The sequence below is a fragment of the Thermosynechococcus sp. HN-54 genome, assembly GCF_023650955.1.
Taxonomy (GTDB): domain Bacteria; phylum Cyanobacteriota; class Cyanobacteriia; order Thermosynechococcales; family Thermosynechococcaceae; genus Thermosynechococcus.
On the sequence record NZ_CP098039.1, the window covers coordinates 2,019,961 to 2,037,855 of the forward strand.

The window sequence follows — 17,895 nt, forward strand, 5'->3', positions numbered from 1 at the left end:
ACAAATCAAGGATCCTGTAGCCGCCGCTCCAGAAAATGGTATGGATGTCCTTGATGCCGAAGGGATTTTTTCCAAGCTTCTCGACAGCTCTAAGGTTAGGGTGTAGATTCGCTTGTCTGTTGGCATTGAATACAGTGGGCGATCGCCGCGAGGCTCCCCATGACTCTCTCGAAATCACAGTAGGCTAGAACTAGCTGCACTCCCTTTCAGGCCATCAATACTTATGAGTGACTCCCGTTTGCTCGATCGTGCGCGGCAGGGTGACCCCCGTGCCATTTCTACGCTGCTGAATGCTGTCCTCTTGCCCAAGCGGGTGAAGGCCACTGTGATCCGTCAGGCTGAGGAGCTAATGATTACGCTGCACTCAGAAAAACTACTCAATCAAGGGGCAGCAGTGACCCTAATCCGCACGGCCTTGGAAAAGTTGCACCTACCAGAGATTCAACGGGTCTCCATTGAGTCGCGAGTTTTAGGCGTTCCCCTCTGGGAAAGTCATTTTCAGCTCCAAGTCATACCACCTACCCAACGCCATCAGGACATGGTCGAGGATCCATGGGGCGCCGAAACGGCACCAACTGAGCCACTCCCCCCTGAACCCACCCTGCTGGATTTAATGTCCGCCTTTAAGGAGGCTGAGGCAGCTCCCACTCAGCCAGAGCCATCGCCACCAGTTGTTAGTGATACCCCTGAACCGGCACCTGCCATCGAGGTAGTCAGTGAAGATGATGAGGATAGAATAGGGGAGTCTCAGGAGAGTCTCGCGAATGACCTAGCAGAAGTCAACCCTGACATCAATGCGGAAGAAGACATTAGCGTCGCCGATTTGGCTGCCGCCTTTGATCCAAACCCACCCTCACCAGAACCCAATACTGACAGTGAAGAATCTCCATCTGAACCGCCTCCCCTCCAAGAAAAACACATTGAATCCAACACCCTTGATGGGTTCTCAGAAGAATTACCAGTTCTCGCGGTCACTGCTGAATCACCCGTAGAAGAGAGCATTGCACCACCAGGAGCCCAAGCAAGTGTTGCTGAGATCCCTGAACCAGCACCCGACCTCTCTGAAGCTACCCTAGAGCAACCGACCCTTGAGGCATACGACTTCCCTGAACCGACGACTGAGGACATTGCCGCCCTAGGAGCCTTAGAAACGGAAATCAGCCCACAAACTGCGATCACCGCTGAGATGGCTGCTGAAGCTGAATCCTCCCCTGAGGGAGCGATCGCCCCAGACACCGTAGCCGCTGCACCCGCACCAGTAGTTCATGACCCATGGGTCGCTCCAGAACCCTCACCTTCTGCCGCCGCTATCCCTCAGGATGCCCCGCAGATTTCTCAAGAACAATCTCCAGCTCAAGAAACCATCAGCTATCCCCCCCTCAGCGATCCTTGGCTAGAGGCCGCGCCTGCTCCCGAGGTCAAGCCAGACAGGACACAGCAGCCCCCACCAACCGCACCCCCAGAAACGGCCGCCTCTGAGTCAGAGATTTACACCATTCCAACCATTGAAAAAGTCCCCCGCGATCATCAATCAAAAGTGGCAGGTCTTGCTGGCATGGTCATGGGTCTAGGCTTTTGTGCCACGGGATTAGGAGCGATTATTGGCCTGCCGATGGTGGTGGGCAGTATGTGGATGCTTGGGGATGAGGAGGTGTGGCGTGGCGAGTGTCCCCATTGTCATCAGCGGCTAAAAGTGCCGGTGGGTAAGCTGTGGCGCTTTAGTTGTGAGAAGTGTCAAGGGTTGATTGAAGTGAAGCAGGGTCGCTTTTACCCACGGGCAACACCCCCCGCCCCTCCCTTGTCTTGAATCTAACCAGAACTCTAGATGTCTAACTAGGTGTCTAAATCCTCTAGGTTCAAACTAACTTGACCCCGTTGACGACGGGCTTCAAGGGCTTGGGCAATCAGATCCAATAGCCCCGGTGCTTCTTCTTGAATCGTCAGCAATAGGCGTTCACCCATGGCCAAATCTGCATCGAGCGGGGGAGGCTCCTGTTCAACTAACTGTCGCAGTCGCGGTACAGTATTGTCAACAATTTCCACCAATGCCCCCAAGCAACGAAAAAATTGCCGTTCGGTGAGGGTGCTATCCTCAATGGGGAATTCAATCATCGCACGCACTTCACCCGCGTTGGGGTCATACTCCCACTGCAACATTTTTGTCTGCCACGAAATGCACAGTAGGGTTTGCAAAATGGCATCGCGAAACTGGTGGGTTTTAATCCCCGGCAAGAGATTGGGGGCATAGAGCTTAAAAAACTCGCCCCCCTCATCTAACTCAATGACGACGATAAATCGCTCAAGGTGATCGCCGTTGACGCCCGTAATAATTTGGTGGTTGGGCGCATTCAACCGATAGTTCAGTTGGTGCCGTTGGAGATATTGGGCAATTTGGCTGAGGGCGATCGCCATGCCACGGTGATTCTACACTGCTGCCAAGGGTCGGTGGCTGATCGTTGTTCCTAAAACCTCTAAAAATGCCGCCAACCACCGGGGATGGGCAGGCCAAGCAGGCGCCGTGACCAGATTGCCATCCACCACCACTGCATCTACCGCCACACTGGTAAAGTTCCCCCCGGCACTGACCACCTCAGGACCACAGGCAGGATAGGCCGTACAGGTTTTACCCGCAAGGACGCCCGCTGCTGCCAGCAGTTGTAGCCCATGACAAATGGCTGCAATCGGTTTTTGGGTCTCGCCAAAGTGCTTAGTGATTTCCAGTACCCGTGGGTTAAGGCGCAAATACTCTGGGGCACGGCCACCCGGCACCACTAAGGCATCATAGGTACTGGGATCAATTTCCGCAAAGGTGGCATTGAGCGTAAAATTGTGCCCCCGTTTTTCACTATAGGTTTGATCCCCCTCAAAATCGTGAACTGCCGTGCGAACCATGTCCCCAGCGACTTTATCCGGACAGACGGCATGCACAGTATGCCCCACCATTTGTAGAGCTTGAAAAGGCACCATCACTTCGTAGTCTTCAACATAGTCACCCACGAGCATGAGAATGCGTTTGCCACTCATGATTTCTTGCCTCTTGCATTGACCTGTTTTGATCCTGACATAATCTTGTCCCCTCCAAAAGTTAGGCTTAAAAAGTAAAAAGCGGATAGTCAGGTAGAGTCTAATGGTAGAAAGCAAGACTGCTGCCGGGGTTTACTTTGTGGGGGCTGGCCCCGGTGATCCAGAATTATTGACCCTCAAGGGACAGCGGCTGATCCGAGAGGCCGATGTGATTCTCTATGCCGATTCCCTTGTACCAAGCGAGATTTTGCAGTTTGCGCCGCCGAGTGCCCTCTGTATTCCCACAGCGGCAATGACCCTTGAAGAAATGATTCCGCTGATGGTTGCAGCCGTCCAAGCGGGTAAAAAAGTGGTGCGGTTGCAATCGGGAGATCCTAGCCTCTACAGTGCCATTCACGAGCAGATCTGCCGCCTAGCCCAGGCAGGCATTGCTGTTGAAGTTGTCCCCGGCATTAGTGCCTATCAATTGGCCGCCGCCCGCCTCAATGCCGAACTCACCCTACCCGAATTGGTACAAACTATTATCCTCACCCGTGCGAGTGGCCGTACGCGAGTGCCGCCAACGGAAGAATTGGCCAGTCTAGCCGCCCACAAGGCCAGCCTCTGCCTCTATCTGAGTGCGAATTGTGTCCACCGTGCCCAGCGAGACTTGCTTCAGCACTATCCGCCCGAAACCCCAGTTGCTGTGGGCTACCGCTTGGGATGGCCCGATGAGCAGTTGTGGCTGGTTCCCTTGGCTGAAATGGCATCATTCAGTCAGCAGCAGCGTTTGACGCGCACTACCCTTTACCTGATCAGTCCAGCACTGGCAGTACAACATCAAGGCCATGGCTCATTGCGTTCCTGTCTCTATAGTCCAGAACACCACCATCTATTTCGCCCTCATTGATCCTGCCTATAATTGGGATACGTTGTAGGCAAAGGCTGTGGGCAACTGGCTAAGCAAAGTACTGCTCTTTTTGATTCGCGCTTATCAGCGTTGGATTTCGCCCTTATTTTTGCCCACCTGTCGCTATACGCCCACTTGTTCTGCCTATGCGGTTGAGGCGATCGCTCGATTTGGGGCAGTGAAGGGAACCTATTTAGCGGCTCGCCGTATTTTGCGCTGCCACCCCTTTGCCGCCGGCGGCTATGACCCTGTACCCGATCTCCACAGCGACTCTTTACCTCCCACTCCCCCGTGTTAATTTCTGGGAGACCCTATAGACCCTCTACAGCATCGGCATAGCTATAAATCTCTATTCCCAATGCTTCGGCAACGGGTCGTGCTCGATCATCCACCATTGGCGAGATCACGATTTTACGTTCAATTTGGCGTTGGTGGTGCCGTGCATAAAAATTCACCTTGCGATCAAAGATATACATCCCTGCCTTGTCAATTGAAGATTTAATTTCACAGGCGATCGTCAGACCGTTTTTGATGATTAAGTCTAGTTCCACCTGATCCGGACGACCAAAGACCTCGCCCTCATGGTCATAGAGGGTCAAGTTTAGCACTTCAACCCCGAAGGATTCCGTCAAGATACCAGCAAGTGCATTCCGAAAACTTGTTTCAGAGGCAATCCCCCAGCGAGCACCTAGGGCACCTATCGTACTCTCAAACCGTTTATCCAGACGCCGAATTTCTGCAAGTTGCTCATGCCAGCGGCGATCCTGTTCCTCCCATCTGCGGACTTGTTCCTCCCACTTGCGATCTTGCTGCTCCCAGCGATGGACTTGTTCTTCCCATTTACGATTTTGCTCTTCCCAACGACGAGCTTGTTCCTCCCACTTGCGATCTTGCTGCTCCCAGCGATGGACTTGTTCTTCCCATTTACGATTTTGCTCTTCCCAACGACGAGCTTGTTCCTCGCGATCGCGCCGAAGTTCATCTAGAATGCGATCGAACTTAACGTCTGCCTCACGACGAGGAACGTATAATTCCGAGACTGTGCGCAGGACAAAGTCCCTCAGGCTGGGATCTTGAGCTACGAGCCGAGGTAACTCCTGTTGAATGAGGGCAATAATCTCTGCCTGCTCCATGAGGTGCTTCTAGGTGAGCTATCTTCAATTCTAGGGGATGAGCTGTTTGCGTTGCGGCCTTAACCCAAGACCTGTTTGAGCGCCTGAATTACCTGATCCTGTTGCTCAAGAGTCAGTCCATAGTAGAGGGGTAAGCTCATCGCTTCACGGTAATAGGCTTCGGCGTTGGCAAAGTCTCCCCATTGAAAGCCCAATTGTTGATAGTAAGGTTGGGTATGCACAGGAATGTAGTGGAGATTCACCCCAATCCCAAGGGAACGAAGGGCTTCAAAGACCTCTCGATGGGAAGCTTGAATCTGGTCTTGCTTTAGGCGAATGATGTACAGATGCCAACTGGAGCGGGTATCGGGATGCTGAAATGGGAGCGTGAGGGGTAAATCAGCAAGATATTGATCGTAGCGTTGGGCTAAAAAACGTCGCCGTTCGACAAACTGATCGAGGCGTTGCAGTTGCTGTAGTCCAAGAGCCGCTTGGAGGTCGGTCATGCGGTAGTTAAAGCCCAGTTCCAGTTGTTGATAGTACCAAGGGCCATGGGAGTCACTCACCATTTGTTGGGGATTACGGGTAATACCGTGGCTGCGCAAACGGACAAGGCGCTGGTAGAGGTCTGGATCATTGGTGAGAATGGCACCGCCCTCACCTGTGGTGATGATTTTGACGGGATGAAAGCTAAAAACCGCCATTGTTGAGAATTCACAGCAGCCAATCGGGCGACCACGATACTGACCACCAATGGCATGGGAGGCATCTTCAATCAGGGTAAAGCCATAGGTCTGAGCCAGTTTGGCCAGAGCAGCCATCTCACAGGATTGTCCTGCAAGGTGAATGGGAATGACAACCTTGGGGAGAGTGCCTTGTTTTTTAGCAATTTCTAGCTTGTCTGCGAGGGCAGAGACACTCAGGTTATAAGTCTGGGGGTCAATATCAACAAAGTCCACGGTGGCACCACAGTAGCGGCCACAATTGGCTGAGGCAACAAAGGTAATCGGCGATGTCCACAGGCGATCGCCCTCCTTTAACCCCGCAGCGATACAAGCTAAGTGAAGAGCCGCTGTGGCACTACTGACAACCACGGCATACTGAGCACCACAATAATTCGCTAGGGCTGCTTCAAATTCAGGAATTTTTGGGCCTTGGGTGAGCCAGTCCGATTGCAATACCTCAACAACAGCAGCAATATCCGCTGCGGTAATGTCTTGGCGACCGTAGGGAACGATGCTCATTTAGCCCTTGCCTGGAATAAAGTTGGGGTCAACGTGTTTGCGAATCAGGGTGCGTAGTTCTTCCACCGTTAGGAAGCGATCGTTGATGCCAGAATTATAGCTGAAGCCCGGTTTGACCCGTGTCGCCCCTGTTTTGGTACAGTACTCCTCTATCGTGAAGCGTCCCTGAGTAGGCAAAATGGCATAGTACTGACCTAAATCAACTGTCGTGTAGGAATCTGAAGTGGTAATCATCTCTTCGTGGATTTTCTCGCCTGGACGAATACCCACGATCGCCCGCTCACAGTCAGGACAAATCGCCTCTGCAACATCGAGAATGCGATAGGAGGGAATTTTCGGTACAAGGATTTCCCCCCCCCAACTGTGCTCCAATGCCCATAGGACCATTTCCACCCCCTCTTGCAGGGAGATATTAAACCGCGTCATCGCTGGATCCGTAATCGGTAGGCAGCCCTCACAGCGTTTCTTTAGGAAAAAGGGAATGACTGACCCCCGCGACCCCATGACGTTGCCGTAGCGAACCACGCTAAAACGCAGCTCACGACCCGCAAAGTTATTGGCAGCAATGAACAGCTTGTCACTACAGAGCTTTGTTGCACCATACAGGTTGATAGGCGCAGCTGCCTTGTCGGTCGAGAGGGCAACCACCTGTTTGACATCGGTATCGAGGCAAGTTTGAATGACATTTTCTGCCCCCATCACATTGGTGCGAATAAACTCAATGGGGTTGTATTCCGCCGCAGGCACTTGCTTGAGGGCAGCCGCATGAACAACGGTATCCACTTTATTGAGGGCACGGCGCAGGCGATCGCGATCCCTGACATCGCCTATGAAGTAGCGGATGCCCGGATACTTCTCATAGGGAAACTCTTGAGCCATCTCAAACTGCTTTAGCTCATCGCGGCTAAAAATGACCAGACGCCGAATATCAGGAAACCGCCGCAACACCTCCTTGACAAAGGCACGACCAAACGACCCTGTACCCCCCGTAACCAGTACACCGCTCTCCTTCGTTAGTCCTTGAGACATCCTATAGATCCTCTACAGCATTTCCATAGCTATTTTCTTTTCTCAGCAAGCAACTAGAGAGCTTATTGTACTCTGGAGGCCTTTATCAGAGCAGTGATCTCTGCTTTTCCTTATGCCATCGGTGAGCTTACTCCTTTCAGCAATGGACTTTCCTCTTGCGGTTGTGCTGATCTTCATCTAGGATTATAGTCAAAGTAAGACTGAGCCTAATAACTAGGTCTGCAAGGTAAATAGACAAGAGACTACTACTCTCTGACGTGTTGGTTGTTCAGTACGCAGCCTTTATTAGCACCTTCTTCAAATTAAAAATGACTGTCGATATATTACTGATTGAAACATTTGCTTATTGTCCTCACCTAGAAACCTCTGGTGAGATTGCTATTAAATTCAAAAAAAATGATCTTGAAGTTGGCATTGTATTCATTGATGTAGATAATCCTGATGACTACATTCCAAAGCCTAAATTCTTGATCCCTAGAAGTCGTCAAAATCGTGTAAAAGCTCTCTTTGGGGTTCTTAAGGGCTATAATATTGAAAATTGCTGGATAGAAATACCTGATGAATCATTAACTAACTTGCTCTTCGAGAAGATACGGAATCAAATCGATAGCTGTAATGATATTCGATCGATAAAAGAAATAAAGATACACGATCTTAACATTGGGCTAGGAGTTGCAAGCTCCTATGTTTCATACATGAAAGATCCAGAACCTTACATTAACAAAGAGTTAATTCAGCGATATTTTAAGTCAGCGATCGCTACATATCTAACAACAGAAAAACTAATTAAACGCTTTAGTCCTCGTAAAATTATAACATATAATGGAAGATTTGCTTGCTCAAAGCCGATTGTTGATTTGTGTAAAAAATATTCAATACCTCTGCTATATCACGAAAGAGGTGCAACAAAAGAGCGATACTATCTATCAGATAATTCTCCTCATGACTTCAAGGCTATTAGAACATCAATAAAGGAAATGTGGGAGCTTTCTGAAGTTCAAGGTAAAGACGAAATAGCAGAATCTTATTTTTTAAGAAAAATAAAAGGTGAAGGAATTGGCTGGGTCTCTTTCACAGAAAATCAGTTAAAAGGGATGGTGCCTGAAAAAAGTAAAAAGTACAGATGGACGTACTATAGTTCTAGTGACGATGAATTTATTTATGTTGAAGGCTCAATAGAACATCCTATCTTTAAGTCCCAGATTGAAGCAATTCATTGGCTCATAGATTATGTGGCAAAACTAAATGATGTAGAGCTAGTTATACGTGTTCACCCTTATAAAGAACAAAAGAGTCAAAGGCTCCGAGATTTTTGGAATAATCTTTGTGGTAAGAATGTATCAGTAGTCCCTAGCTACTCTCCTGTTGATTCCTATGCACTAGCTAAAAACAGTGATTTAATTATTGTTTATGGCTCAACAATAGGAGTAGAGGCTGCATATCTAGGTAAACCAGTAATTGTTATTGGTGATGCTACCTATAGAGAACTTGATTGTGTTTACGAGCCATCATCTCTAGAAGAGCTAAGTGGTTATCTATCTCTAAAATTTCTTAATCCTAAAAATAGTAAAAATGTAATGCCTTTTGGATACTATTATATGACATACGGAGAATTATTCTCATATTACAAGCCTTACAGCTTATTTCATGGTAAATTTGTGGATAAATATTTACTTTATGAAAACCAAATCTTTTCAAGATTACATGAATTGAAACTAAACTTAAGTCAGTTAACTTAACTCTCAAGGAGAAATCAAAAATCAAATCTTTTCTGAAAAAGCTTAAGTCGAAAATCAGTAACCCATTATGTCAATTTCTAAGAATTGACCCTATTAGACTTCTTGTAGGCTCTATTCGTTTAAGATACTATACTTTAAACTGTGGAATTAAATCATTGGAATCAAATGATGCATTTGAGTTGACTATGTTTGACAACATGAAGGCAGTTAAAAATCATAAACCAGACTTTTTAATGCTTCGAACGAACAAACTGATTTTACCATTATTGGGTATAGAAACAGTGTTTCCTGAGTCTTCAATTCTAGTAATTGATCCAAGAGCTGAAAATGACTAGCTTCGATTATTCAGTTGGGGTTTCAAAAATGTTAAAGGTCTAGACTTAATAAGCTACTCACCTCTAGTTGATCTTGGAGATATGCACTCTATGCCCTATGAAGATAATTCCTTTATGTCGCCCATAGAAGCTGAGAAGAAATTCGGATATTCAATAGAACCAAAAGATGGTAGCTTTGTAAGATTAAATAGTGCTGAACAAATCTATGAACTCTTTGGGGATGTAATTTCACATATTTACTTCTGTAATAATGCCACATTAAGAGATAAGGTTGAAATTTTGCAACAAAACGGTTTGTATCCTAATTCAACTGTGGCAACAATTTTCTCGATAAGTAAGGATTAATTGAATGAGATTATTTTCAAAGATATACTTACTTAAATTACCAATTGACTTCCTTGTTTTAGGAATTTTTTTCATTTACTTCTTAAACTATGGTCAAACACCTCAAAGAGGTTACTTATTGATGAGAAATTTATACGTTAAAACAAATGGATGGCTTACACAAATACTGGCAAAAATTTATAAAATTTATTTTCGTTACTCCAATGTAAATAAATCTTTACCTAAAATTAATCATAATATAGAGATTAAGCTTACTAAAATTTTAGATGAGTTACGAAGAGACGAATTTTCCGTATTAGAAAAAACAATAGAACTTTCTAAGATTGAAAAAATCTATCATTTTTCACTTAATACTCTCTCTGAAAATGACAGAAAACTTTTAAGAGATAATCATCATCTTGGTAAAAAAGCTAGGATATTTTACTCGGTTGATACTATATTTGAGTCAGAAGATATACAATCTATCATTTTTGATAATGATCTCTTGAACTTAGCTTACTTGTACTTGGAAGCACCTCCTGTATTAGACTTAGTTACTATGTGGTGGTCTGTTCCATCTGATAACTCATGTCTATCAGAAGAAGCACAGCTATTTCACTTTGATTATGATAGATTTAAGTTTCTGAAGTTTTTCTTTTATTTAACTGATTTTAGTCCAGTGAATGGCCCACACTGCTATGTCAAAGGTTCCCATATTCACAAGCCAAGAGAACTTTTCAGAGATGAAAGATTTACTGATGACTTGATACGCAAATACTATTCTGAAGATAAAATAGTAGAAATTTGCGGAGCACAAGGAACAATTATAGTTGCTGATACAATTGGCTTTCACAAAGGAAAACCCTTAGAAAAAGGATCTCGTCTATTGTTGCAAATTCAATTTTCCTTAAGTAAATTTGGACAGAGTTGTAAAGGTGTTGATGAAAGCAAAATCTTGCCCCAGTTCTATAACTATTATCAAGGTAATTTAATACATTATGAACCATTCTTCAAGACAAGATCAAAATACTTAAGATAGCACTAATTATGGAATATGAGCTAAGTAAAGGAGTTCTTTTTCTCATCTTTAATCGACCTCACACGACCCAGCGAGTGTTTGAGGCTATTCGCCAAGCTCGACCACCAAGGCTATATGTAGCCGCTGACGGCCCTAGGGAAAATCAAGAAGGAGAAGCAGAAAAGGTTGCCGAAGTCAGAAGAATCGCAACCCAAGTAGATTGGCCTTGTGAGGTCAAAACTCTTTTCAGAGAGAAGAATTTAGGATGCAAGGTAGCTGTTAGTAGCGCCATCTCTTGGTTTTTTGAGCATGAGGAGCAGGGGATTATCCTAGAAGATGATTGCTTGCCTCATCCTGATTTCTTTAAGTTCTGTGAGGAGTTATTAAACTACTACGCTGATGATAGCCGTGTCTGGGTTATCACAGGAAACAACTTCCAAGATGGACAAGTTCGAGGAGATAGCTCGTATTATTTTTCTAAGTATAACCACTGTTGGGGGTGGGCTTCATGGCGGCGTGCTTGGGAAAAGTACGAAGTCGATATATCCTTCTGGCCGGATTGGAAGAGATCAACAGATTGGCGTAAAAAAGTACCTAATTCTGTTGAACGAAAGTACTGGAAGAAAGTTTTCGATCAGGTTTATCTCGGGAAGATTAACACTTGGGATTATCAATGGACGGCCACTGTCTGGTATTATGGTGGGCTAACAGCGATACCAAATGTCAATCTTGTAAGTAATATTGGCTTTGGTGCAGATGCTACCCACACAACGGCAGTAAATGATCTCCATGCTAACTTACCAGTTTTTCCGCTAGGTGAGATTAGACATCCAAAAGAGGTTATTGTTGATGTTGATGCTGATCGCTATACCTTTAATGGGTATTGCGGTAGTAAGTACATGCGTTTTCTTAATGCTTTATTTAAGCTACTTGAGAGGGTTATTAAAAAATTTCAAAATCTGATTAAACGTCTGGGGAAAGTCTAAGCTTTATGAATCTATCAGTTCCTAAGTCACCTTTAACAAGTAAATCAAATACAGTAAATCTTAGAAAATTATCTGCCAAGAAAGTCTGCGAGGAATGGAGTAAAGTATTTGGTATTAACGTGTCTGATCAGCTTACTAAAATTGAAACAATCTATCATTGGAAATGCCTAGAGACTAATTTTGAATGGTATACTCCTGCTGAAGCTGCTGGTGATGGCCTCCTTTACCAGCAATTACAAAAATTTCCATGGTACTACATGTCTGATAAATGGGAATTTCATGCTGCTTTAGACTATATTCAACCATCAGAAAAAGTTCTTGAAGTGGGTATTGGTGGAGGAAGTTTTCTCCAACTAGCAAGACAAAAAGGTATCGATATTGAAGGTATAGAGATTAATCCTGAGGCAATTAAAAATGCTCGAGATTTAGGTTTTTCAATTTATCCACTTTCAATCGATGATTTCCTAAACCAATATCCACATCAAAAGTACGATGCTATTTGTTCTTTTCAAGTGGTTGAACATATTCCTGAACCTATTTTATTCTTAAGCAAGCTAATTGATACCCTAAAGCCGGGCGGAAAGCTAATTCTATCTGTACCCAATGCCGAAGTTCTACGTAAGCTTGATCCATACTACGAAAATCTTCTTGATCAGCCCCCTCATCATATGTCCCACTGGTCTAAAAGAGTCTTTTGCTACTTACCTAAAGCTTTACCGCTGGAAGTTATTGACTTAGTAGAAGAACCGCTGCAAAGCTATCATGTAGAATGGTTTGTTATTGGCTATTTTAGAGCTTTACTCAAAACTAAACTTAGAGTGCCAAGTCTAGCATGTCGCTTGATTGCAAACTACGTAACCTTAAGTCCAATTAACCTTCTCCTGAAACTAGGTACGCGAAGACTGCTGCCTGGGCACACTTTGTTAGCCGTACTCACTAAAAAAGCACCATGAAAGCTGCCCACCTAAATACCTATGCAGACCACGGAGGAGCAGCAAAAGCGGCTTTAAGGATTTGTCAGTCTCTCCGAGATATGGGCTGTGATGCATCTATAGTTGCTATTTGCTCTCGACTGAATGAGAGTTACATTCTATCCCAAAAGAGTATATTTACTTCAATCAAGTACACTCTATTCAACAAGTTATCTAAAGTCTTCATTAAACTATCTAACTTTAGAACTGAGAATAAAATCCTTCACAGCCCCAACCTATTTTCTTACTACTCAGCGACATTTTTGGAGTTATTGCTACCTGATCTTATCCATCTCCACTGGATTGCAGCGAACCTATTGAGTATTGAGGAAGTTTCTAAGTTAAGGCAGCCAATCGTTTGGACACTGCATGATATGTGGGCATTCTGTGGTGCCGAACACTACACGGAAGATTTGCGCTGGAAAGATGGCTACTATGCCCATAATCGACCTGCCTATGAAAAGGGATTTGATTTCAATCGCTGGACTTGGGAGCGTAAGCGAAAACATTGGCAAAAGCCTATACATATTGTTGCACCGAGTCGCTGGCTTGGCGAATGTGTCGAGCAAAGTGCTCTGATGAGGAGCTGGCCTGTCAGCGTCATTCCCAACCCAATTAACATTGAACAATGGCATCCCTATGATAAAGATCAGGTGCGTCAAGAGTTAGGCTTGCCTTTAGATACATCTGTCGTTCTTTTTGGAGCGATGGGAGGTGGTAAAGACCCGCGTAAAGGATTTGATTTACTAAAGGAAGCGTTAGGCTACTTGAAAGGGAAAGGCCAACCCTTGCAACTCGTTGTTTTTGGGAAAGCTCAGCCTCGCAAGAAACAACATTTAGTATTTCCAGTGAAATACACAGGGCACATTACCGATGAAAATTATCTTTGCAAGTTTTATAGCGCAGCCGATGTTATGATTGTCCCCTCACGGCAAGATAATTTGCCCAACACGGCCATTGAAGCAATTGCTTGCGGCACACCTGTTGTGGCATTTAACGTTGGTGGTCTGCCAGATATTGTGACTCACAAACATAGCGGCTATCTTGCTCAGCCATTTGATCCGCAAGATTTGGCCCATGGAATTCAGTGGGTTTTAGAGGATCCACAGCGTCATGCTGAATTATGTGTTCAAGCCCGTGTGGACGCAGTGGGGAAATTTGCCTATCCTGTGGTGGCTAAACAATACCTTGCGGTTTATGAGGAAGTTCTGGAGCAGCATCGTCAACAACAGTCGCCCGTACGGTAGCAACCACTGATCGCCCCAAGGCATCAAGGTTATATCCCCCCTCCAAACCCACAACAATACGGGGAGTGATCTGCAAGCACTGGTGCATCATCCAGCCATAATCAGCCTCTTCTAGCTCAATGCTGGAAAGGGGATCCTGGCGGTGGGCATCGTAGCCAGCACTAATGATGAGCAAATCTGGTTTAAACTGCTGCAAGAAGGGAATAACGTGATCTTGGAAAGCCGCTCGGTAAGTTGCTCCAGTTGAGCCGCTGGGCATAGGCAGATTGAGGACGTTGTTATAGTACCCGCGATCGCCCCCATCGCCCGTATAGGGATAGGCAGGACACTCATGGAGCGAACAATAGGCAATCTGAGGATGCGCTTGAACCAGTGCTTGGGTACCATTGCCGTGGTGGACATCCCAATCGAGAATGGCGACTCGTGTGATCCGTGGCAGACTGAGGGCATAATGGCCCGCGATCGCCCCATTGGCCAAGAGACAAAAGCCCATTCCCCGTTCCCGTAACGCATGGTGGCCGGGGGGGCGCGATAAAATAAAAATGGGTTGCTGCCGTTGCACTGCCAAATCCACACCATCGAGCCAAGCCTGTACGGCTAATCGTGCCACGCGATCGCTCACCTCATTGAGGTAGGTATCGGGATCCAACCAGCCGCCCCCCTCTGCCGCAATCCGCGTTAATTGCTCTAAATACACTCGACTATGTACCTTTTCCAACCACGGAGTTAATCCTTCTCCAACAGGGGTGGGTTCACGCCATTCTGCCGCTGGAAATGCTGCCTGTAAGTGCTGATGGATGGCGACTAACCGTTCGGGTCGCTCAAAGTGAAACTGGCAGCAGCGGTGTTCGAGGAAGCGATCGCTATAGATAAAGACAGGGGAAAACATAGGCACTCGGTCAGGCATTGCGTCCACGCATAAAAATTGGTATCGTAGAGCGCAGGATCACTCATAAAGAGAACCAGTAAACTACTGATGAACTATACTGCAACCCTAGCATAATGAAAATCGCGATTATTCCAGCGCGAGGGGGTAGCAAACGAATTCCCCGCAAAAACATCCGCAACTTCTGTGGAAAGCCGATGATTGCTTACGCGATCGCGATCGCTCAAGACTCTGGTTTATTTGATCGCATCATTGTTTCTACTGAAGACCCAGAGATTGCTACCATTGCTTCTCAATGGGGTGCAGAAGTTCCCTTTGTGCGGCCAGCTTCCCTAGCTGACGACTATACGGGCACCACACAAGTCATTGCCCATGGTATTCAAGTATTGAAAGAGCAGGGCTGTCATCCTGAGCTAGTGTGCTGCATTTACCCTGCTGTTCCGCTGCTACAGGCTGATGATCTCAAAGCTGCCTTGAACATGCTGCTTAGTTCTAATGCTCCTTATGTTTTTCCCGTGACGAGCTTTCCTTCTTCCATACAACGAGCTTTACGACGACATCCATCTGGTCAGATGGAGCCTTTTTATCCAGAGTATGAGCAAGAACGTACTCAGGATTTAGAACCTGCTTACTATGACGCAGGTCAATTTTATTGGGGCAAAACTGAAGCGTGGCTTGCAGACATTAGTATTCATCAGCACGGTATTGGTCTTGTCATTCCCCAGTTGCGGGTTGTAGATGTTGACACTTTGGAGGATTGGCAGCGTGCCGAAGTCCTGTATAAAGTACTGTACTCTACTCAAGTGGTGCAGGATTCATGCTAATCATTTTGTACTGGGGCTCTTCTTAATCTAGGCTATTTGAAAAATAGAACTAATACTATTGTTGGGGAAAGATGAGTATTTGCATGCAAAGAGTAGGTAATATTGCGATCAGGGTAGAGGCTAACTCAGAGATCGGCCTAGGACACTTACGACGTTGTTTAACCTTAGCAAAACAGTTATTTGAGGATGGCTTTTGTATCTACATTATTTCTCTTTCATCAATTAGCCACGATCTTTTACAGGGTTTTCATCATATTTGTATAAGAAATATGTATGAGAGTCTAGCCAAAAGTAATATCTTTCCTAATAATTTTAATAAGGAGTTACTTGATGCTGAATGTACACTAACAGCAATTAAAAACTTGTCAATTGATTGGGTAGTACTAGATAGTTATAATTTGGGGATTTCGTGGGAACAACGAGTTGCCGAATCTGGATATAAAATACTTGTGATTGATGATTTTCGTAATAGAGCACACTATGCAGACATAGTATTGAGTGATATTGATATTCCCTTTAATAAAAATCTGCTAAAAAAATCAACTAATTGTCATCAATTAGTAGGCTTAAAATACGCACTGATCGATTCATACTTTATTACTGCAAAAAATGGCCATAAGGACTGTACTCTACAGGATAACAGAAAGAAAATTCTGATTTCTTATGGTGGAAGTGATCCTACAGGAGAAACTATTAAAGTACTAGAATCAATAAGGCTTTTGATGGAAAATCACCCTAGACTTAAACAAGAAGTTAGTGTTGATGTAGTAGTTGGCTGCTTCAATTCAAATTTTAAAATAATCAAAGAAATTAGTAAGAACTTAGATGAAGTAAAAATTCATTATGCTCCCGATAGCTTAGCAAATCTACTTAAGAATGCTGACATTTTTTTAACTTCGGGAGGTAACTCTATGATAGAAGGTTTGTTTATGCAAAAAACTTGTTTAATTACAACAACAAGCAAAAATCAAATCCTCTCTGTTATGTGCTTACTTAAAAAAAATTCTATCTACTACTTAGGTCATTACAATGAGGTAAAGTCTCATACTATATGTGACTTTTTGTTAAAATCTATAAAAGATGATTCGAGTTCTAAGATCAACCACAATCTGGTATGTGATCATCTAGGGGCTAGCCGAGTAAGTCGCATGCTAAAGTTAATCATGAGCAAGTAAATCCGTAAAAATTTGAAGTAATAGTATGAATACATCTATTTCAATCGGTTCTAAAATCATTGGACAAAGTTATCGTCCCTTAATTATTGCCGAAATGTCTGGTAATCATCATGGTAATATAGATAGAGCATTTGCTATTATCGATGCTGCGGCTAAAAGTGGTGCAGATGCTATAAAGTTACAAACTTTCACACCTGACACTTTAACTATAGATAGTAAACGTCGTGAGTTTCTTATAGATGATCCTGAGAGTCCATGGTTTGGTCAGTATCTCTGGGATTTATACTCTGAAGCTTACATGCCTTGGGAATGGCAGGAAGAGTTATTTAAATTTGCCCGCAATAAAGGTCTCGCTTGTATTAGTACTGCATTCGATATTTCTTCATTAGAATTTCTCCTATCTATTGGAGTTGATGCGATAAAAATAGCATCATTTGAGCTTATTCACATCCCTCTACTCTCAGAAGCATCTTATTGCGGTAAGCCATTGCTCCTTTCTGTTGGTATGGCAACATTAGATGAAATACAAAAAGCTGTAGAGACAATCAGAAAAAGAGGCTGTGAAAACTTTATTCTACTAAAATGCACTAGCGCCTATCCTTCAACTGAAAAAGATGCTAACATCCTAACAATACCAGACTTAAGAAGTCGCTATAACTGTTATGTAGGATTATCTGACCACACTTTGAGTCCTTATGCTGCATTTGCTGCTGTTGCCCATGGGGCAGTGATCGTTGAAAAGCACTTTACTTTATCCCGCTCTGAAAGAGGAGTGGACTCAAGTTTTTCAATTGAGCCCACCGAACTACACCAGCTTCGACTAGGTACAGAGATGGTTTGGAAAAGTTTAGGGAAAGTCTGTTATGAGCCGTTATCATCAGAAAAAGCTTCATTGAAGGAGCGTCCCTCGATCTATGTTGTAAAATCTATTAAAAGCGGAGAAACATTTACGAATGAGAATATCCGTATTATACGACCTTCAGGAGGATTACTACCTGAGTTCTATGACCAAGTACTCGGAAGAAAGTCTAGGGTTACGCTGGAAGCAGGAACTCCTCTATCTTGGGATAAAATTGATTAACTTCAGCCAAC

At 44.7% G+C, this 17,895-nt stretch carries 19 protein-coding genes; 12 read left to right on the forward strand and 7 right to left on the reverse strand.

Annotation, left to right across the window (positions count from 1 at the left end; genetic code table 11):
• Positions 1-223 precede the first annotated feature (223 nt).
• Positions 224-1,807: a hypothetical protein gene (locus tag NBE99_RS09740; RefSeq protein ID WP_250681888.1), complete on the forward strand. Its 1,584-nt coding sequence runs from the start codon at positions 224-226 to the stop codon at positions 1,805-1,807.
• A 26-nt stretch (positions 1,808-1,833) separates the two neighbouring features.
• Here the strand turns inward: NBE99_RS09740 and NBE99_RS09745 are convergent, their stop codons facing one another.
• Positions 1,834-2,412, reverse strand: coding sequence for a hypothetical protein (locus tag NBE99_RS09745; RefSeq protein ID WP_250681889.1), 579 nt, complete (start codon positions 2,410-2,412; stop codon positions 1,834-1,836).
• A gap of 12 nt (positions 2,413-2,424) precedes the next feature.
• The gene (locus NBE99_RS09750) at positions 2,425-3,024 is read right to left on the reverse strand and encodes a DJ-1/PfpI family protein (RefSeq protein WP_250681890.1); all 600 of its coding nucleotides are present in this window, start codon (positions 3,022-3,024) and stop codon (positions 2,425-2,427) included.
• A gap of 103 nt (positions 3,025-3,127) precedes the next feature.
• On the opposite strand from NBE99_RS09750, the gene cobM reads away from it, so the two are divergent.
• Both cobM and yidD read left to right on the forward strand, forming a co-directional pair.
• Positions 3,128-3,913 (forward strand): precorrin-4 C(11)-methyltransferase, encoded by a 786-nt coding sequence (cobM, locus tag NBE99_RS09755; RefSeq protein ID WP_250681891.1) that lies wholly within the window; start codon positions 3,128-3,130, stop codon positions 3,911-3,913.
• Positions 3,914-3,950: 37 nt separating this feature from the next.
• Positions 3,951-4,211 (forward strand): membrane protein insertion efficiency factor YidD, encoded by a 261-nt coding sequence (gene yidD / locus NBE99_RS09760; protein ID WP_250681892.1) that lies wholly within the window; start codon positions 3,951-3,953, stop codon positions 4,209-4,211.
• A 13-nt stretch (positions 4,212-4,224) separates the two neighbouring features.
• Here yidD and NBE99_RS13475 read toward each other — a convergent pair whose 3' ends face one another.
• From NBE99_RS13475 to pseB, 4 genes are all read right to left on the reverse strand, one after another.
• Positions 4,225-4,647 carry a PD-(D/E)XK nuclease family protein gene (locus tag NBE99_RS13475; RefSeq protein ID WP_399371069.1) on the reverse strand — a complete coding sequence of 141 codons (423 nt, stop codon included), beginning with the start codon at positions 4,645-4,647 and terminating at the stop codon, positions 4,225-4,227.
• Positions 4,611-4,895, reverse strand: coding sequence for a hypothetical protein (locus NBE99_RS13480; protein WP_399371071.1), 285 nt, complete (start codon positions 4,893-4,895; stop codon positions 4,611-4,613). The genes NBE99_RS13475 and NBE99_RS13480 overlap by 37 nt, the downstream gene beginning before the upstream one ends.
• A gap of 210 nt (positions 4,896-5,105) precedes the next feature.
• Entirely contained in the window at positions 5,106-6,269 is a 1,164-nt protein-coding gene (gene pseC, locus NBE99_RS09770) for a UDP-4-amino-4,6-dideoxy-N-acetyl-beta-L-altrosamine transaminase (RefSeq protein ID WP_250681894.1), read from the reverse strand.
• Positions 6,270-7,298, reverse strand: a complete 1,029-nt coding sequence (gene pseB, locus NBE99_RS09775) for a UDP-N-acetylglucosamine 4,6-dehydratase (inverting) (RefSeq protein ID WP_250681895.1) — start codon at positions 7,296-7,298, stop codon at positions 6,270-6,272.
• 308 nt (positions 7,299-7,606) lie between these two features.
• Between pseB and NBE99_RS09780 the strand changes: the two genes are divergently transcribed.
• The 6 genes from NBE99_RS09780 (at position 7,607) to NBE99_RS09805 (ending at position 13,918) form a co-directional block, all read left to right on the forward strand.
• Entirely contained in the window at positions 7,607-9,037 is a 1,431-nt protein-coding gene (locus NBE99_RS09780) for a hypothetical protein (RefSeq protein ID WP_250681896.1), read from the forward strand.
• Between the two features lie 425 nt (positions 9,038-9,462).
• Positions 9,463-9,717: a hypothetical protein gene (locus NBE99_RS09785; RefSeq protein ID WP_250681897.1), complete on the forward strand. Its 255-nt coding sequence runs from the start codon at positions 9,463-9,465 to the stop codon at positions 9,715-9,717.
• A gap of 4 nt (positions 9,718-9,721) precedes the next feature.
• Positions 9,722-10,735, forward strand: a complete 1,014-nt coding sequence (locus NBE99_RS09790) for a phytanoyl-CoA dioxygenase family protein (RefSeq protein ID WP_250681898.1) — start codon at positions 9,722-9,724, stop codon at positions 10,733-10,735.
• Positions 10,736-10,743: 8 nt separating this feature from the next.
• Complete coding sequence (locus tag NBE99_RS09795) at positions 10,744-11,700, forward strand: glycosyltransferase family 2 protein (RefSeq protein WP_250681899.1); 957 nt, start codon at positions 10,744-10,746, stop codon at positions 11,698-11,700.
• Positions 11,701-11,705: 5 nt separating this feature from the next.
• Positions 11,706-12,653 carry a bifunctional 2-polyprenyl-6-hydroxyphenol methylase/3-demethylubiquinol 3-O-methyltransferase UbiG gene (locus tag NBE99_RS09800; RefSeq protein WP_250681900.1) on the forward strand — a complete coding sequence of 316 codons (948 nt, stop codon included), beginning with the start codon at positions 11,706-11,708 and terminating at the stop codon, positions 12,651-12,653.
• Entirely contained in the window at positions 12,650-13,918 is a 1,269-nt protein-coding gene (locus NBE99_RS09805; protein ID WP_250681901.1) for a glycosyltransferase family 4 protein, read from the forward strand. The genes NBE99_RS09800 and NBE99_RS09805 overlap by 4 nt, the downstream gene beginning before the upstream one ends.
• Here NBE99_RS09805 and NBE99_RS09810 read toward each other — a convergent pair.
• Positions 13,848-14,807 carry a histone deacetylase gene (locus NBE99_RS09810; RefSeq protein ID WP_250681902.1) on the reverse strand — a complete coding sequence of 320 codons (960 nt, stop codon included), beginning with the start codon at positions 14,805-14,807 and terminating at the stop codon, positions 13,848-13,850. The two genes, NBE99_RS09805 and NBE99_RS09810, sit on opposite strands and share 71 nt — an antisense overlap.
• 113 nt (positions 14,808-14,920) lie before the next feature.
• Between NBE99_RS09810 and pseF the strand changes: the two genes are divergently transcribed.
• The 3 genes from pseF (at position 14,921) to pseI (ending at position 17,884) form a co-directional block, all read left to right on the forward strand.
• On the forward strand, positions 14,921-15,628 hold the full coding sequence (gene pseF, locus NBE99_RS09815; protein ID WP_250681903.1) for a pseudaminic acid cytidylyltransferase: 708 nt from the start codon (positions 14,921-14,923) through the stop codon (positions 15,626-15,628).
• 71 nt (positions 15,629-15,699) lie between these two features.
• Positions 15,700-16,803: a UDP-2,4-diacetamido-2,4,6-trideoxy-beta-L-altropyranose hydrolase gene (gene pseG, locus NBE99_RS09820; protein ID WP_250681904.1), complete on the forward strand. Its 1,104-nt coding sequence runs from the start codon at positions 15,700-15,702 to the stop codon at positions 16,801-16,803.
• A gap of 25 nt (positions 16,804-16,828) precedes the next feature.
• A complete protein-coding gene (pseI, locus tag NBE99_RS09825) occupies positions 16,829-17,884 on the forward strand; it encodes a pseudaminic acid synthase (protein WP_250681905.1) in 1,056 nt (351 codons plus the stop codon).
• The last annotated feature ends 11 nt before the right edge of the window (positions 17,885-17,895 follow it).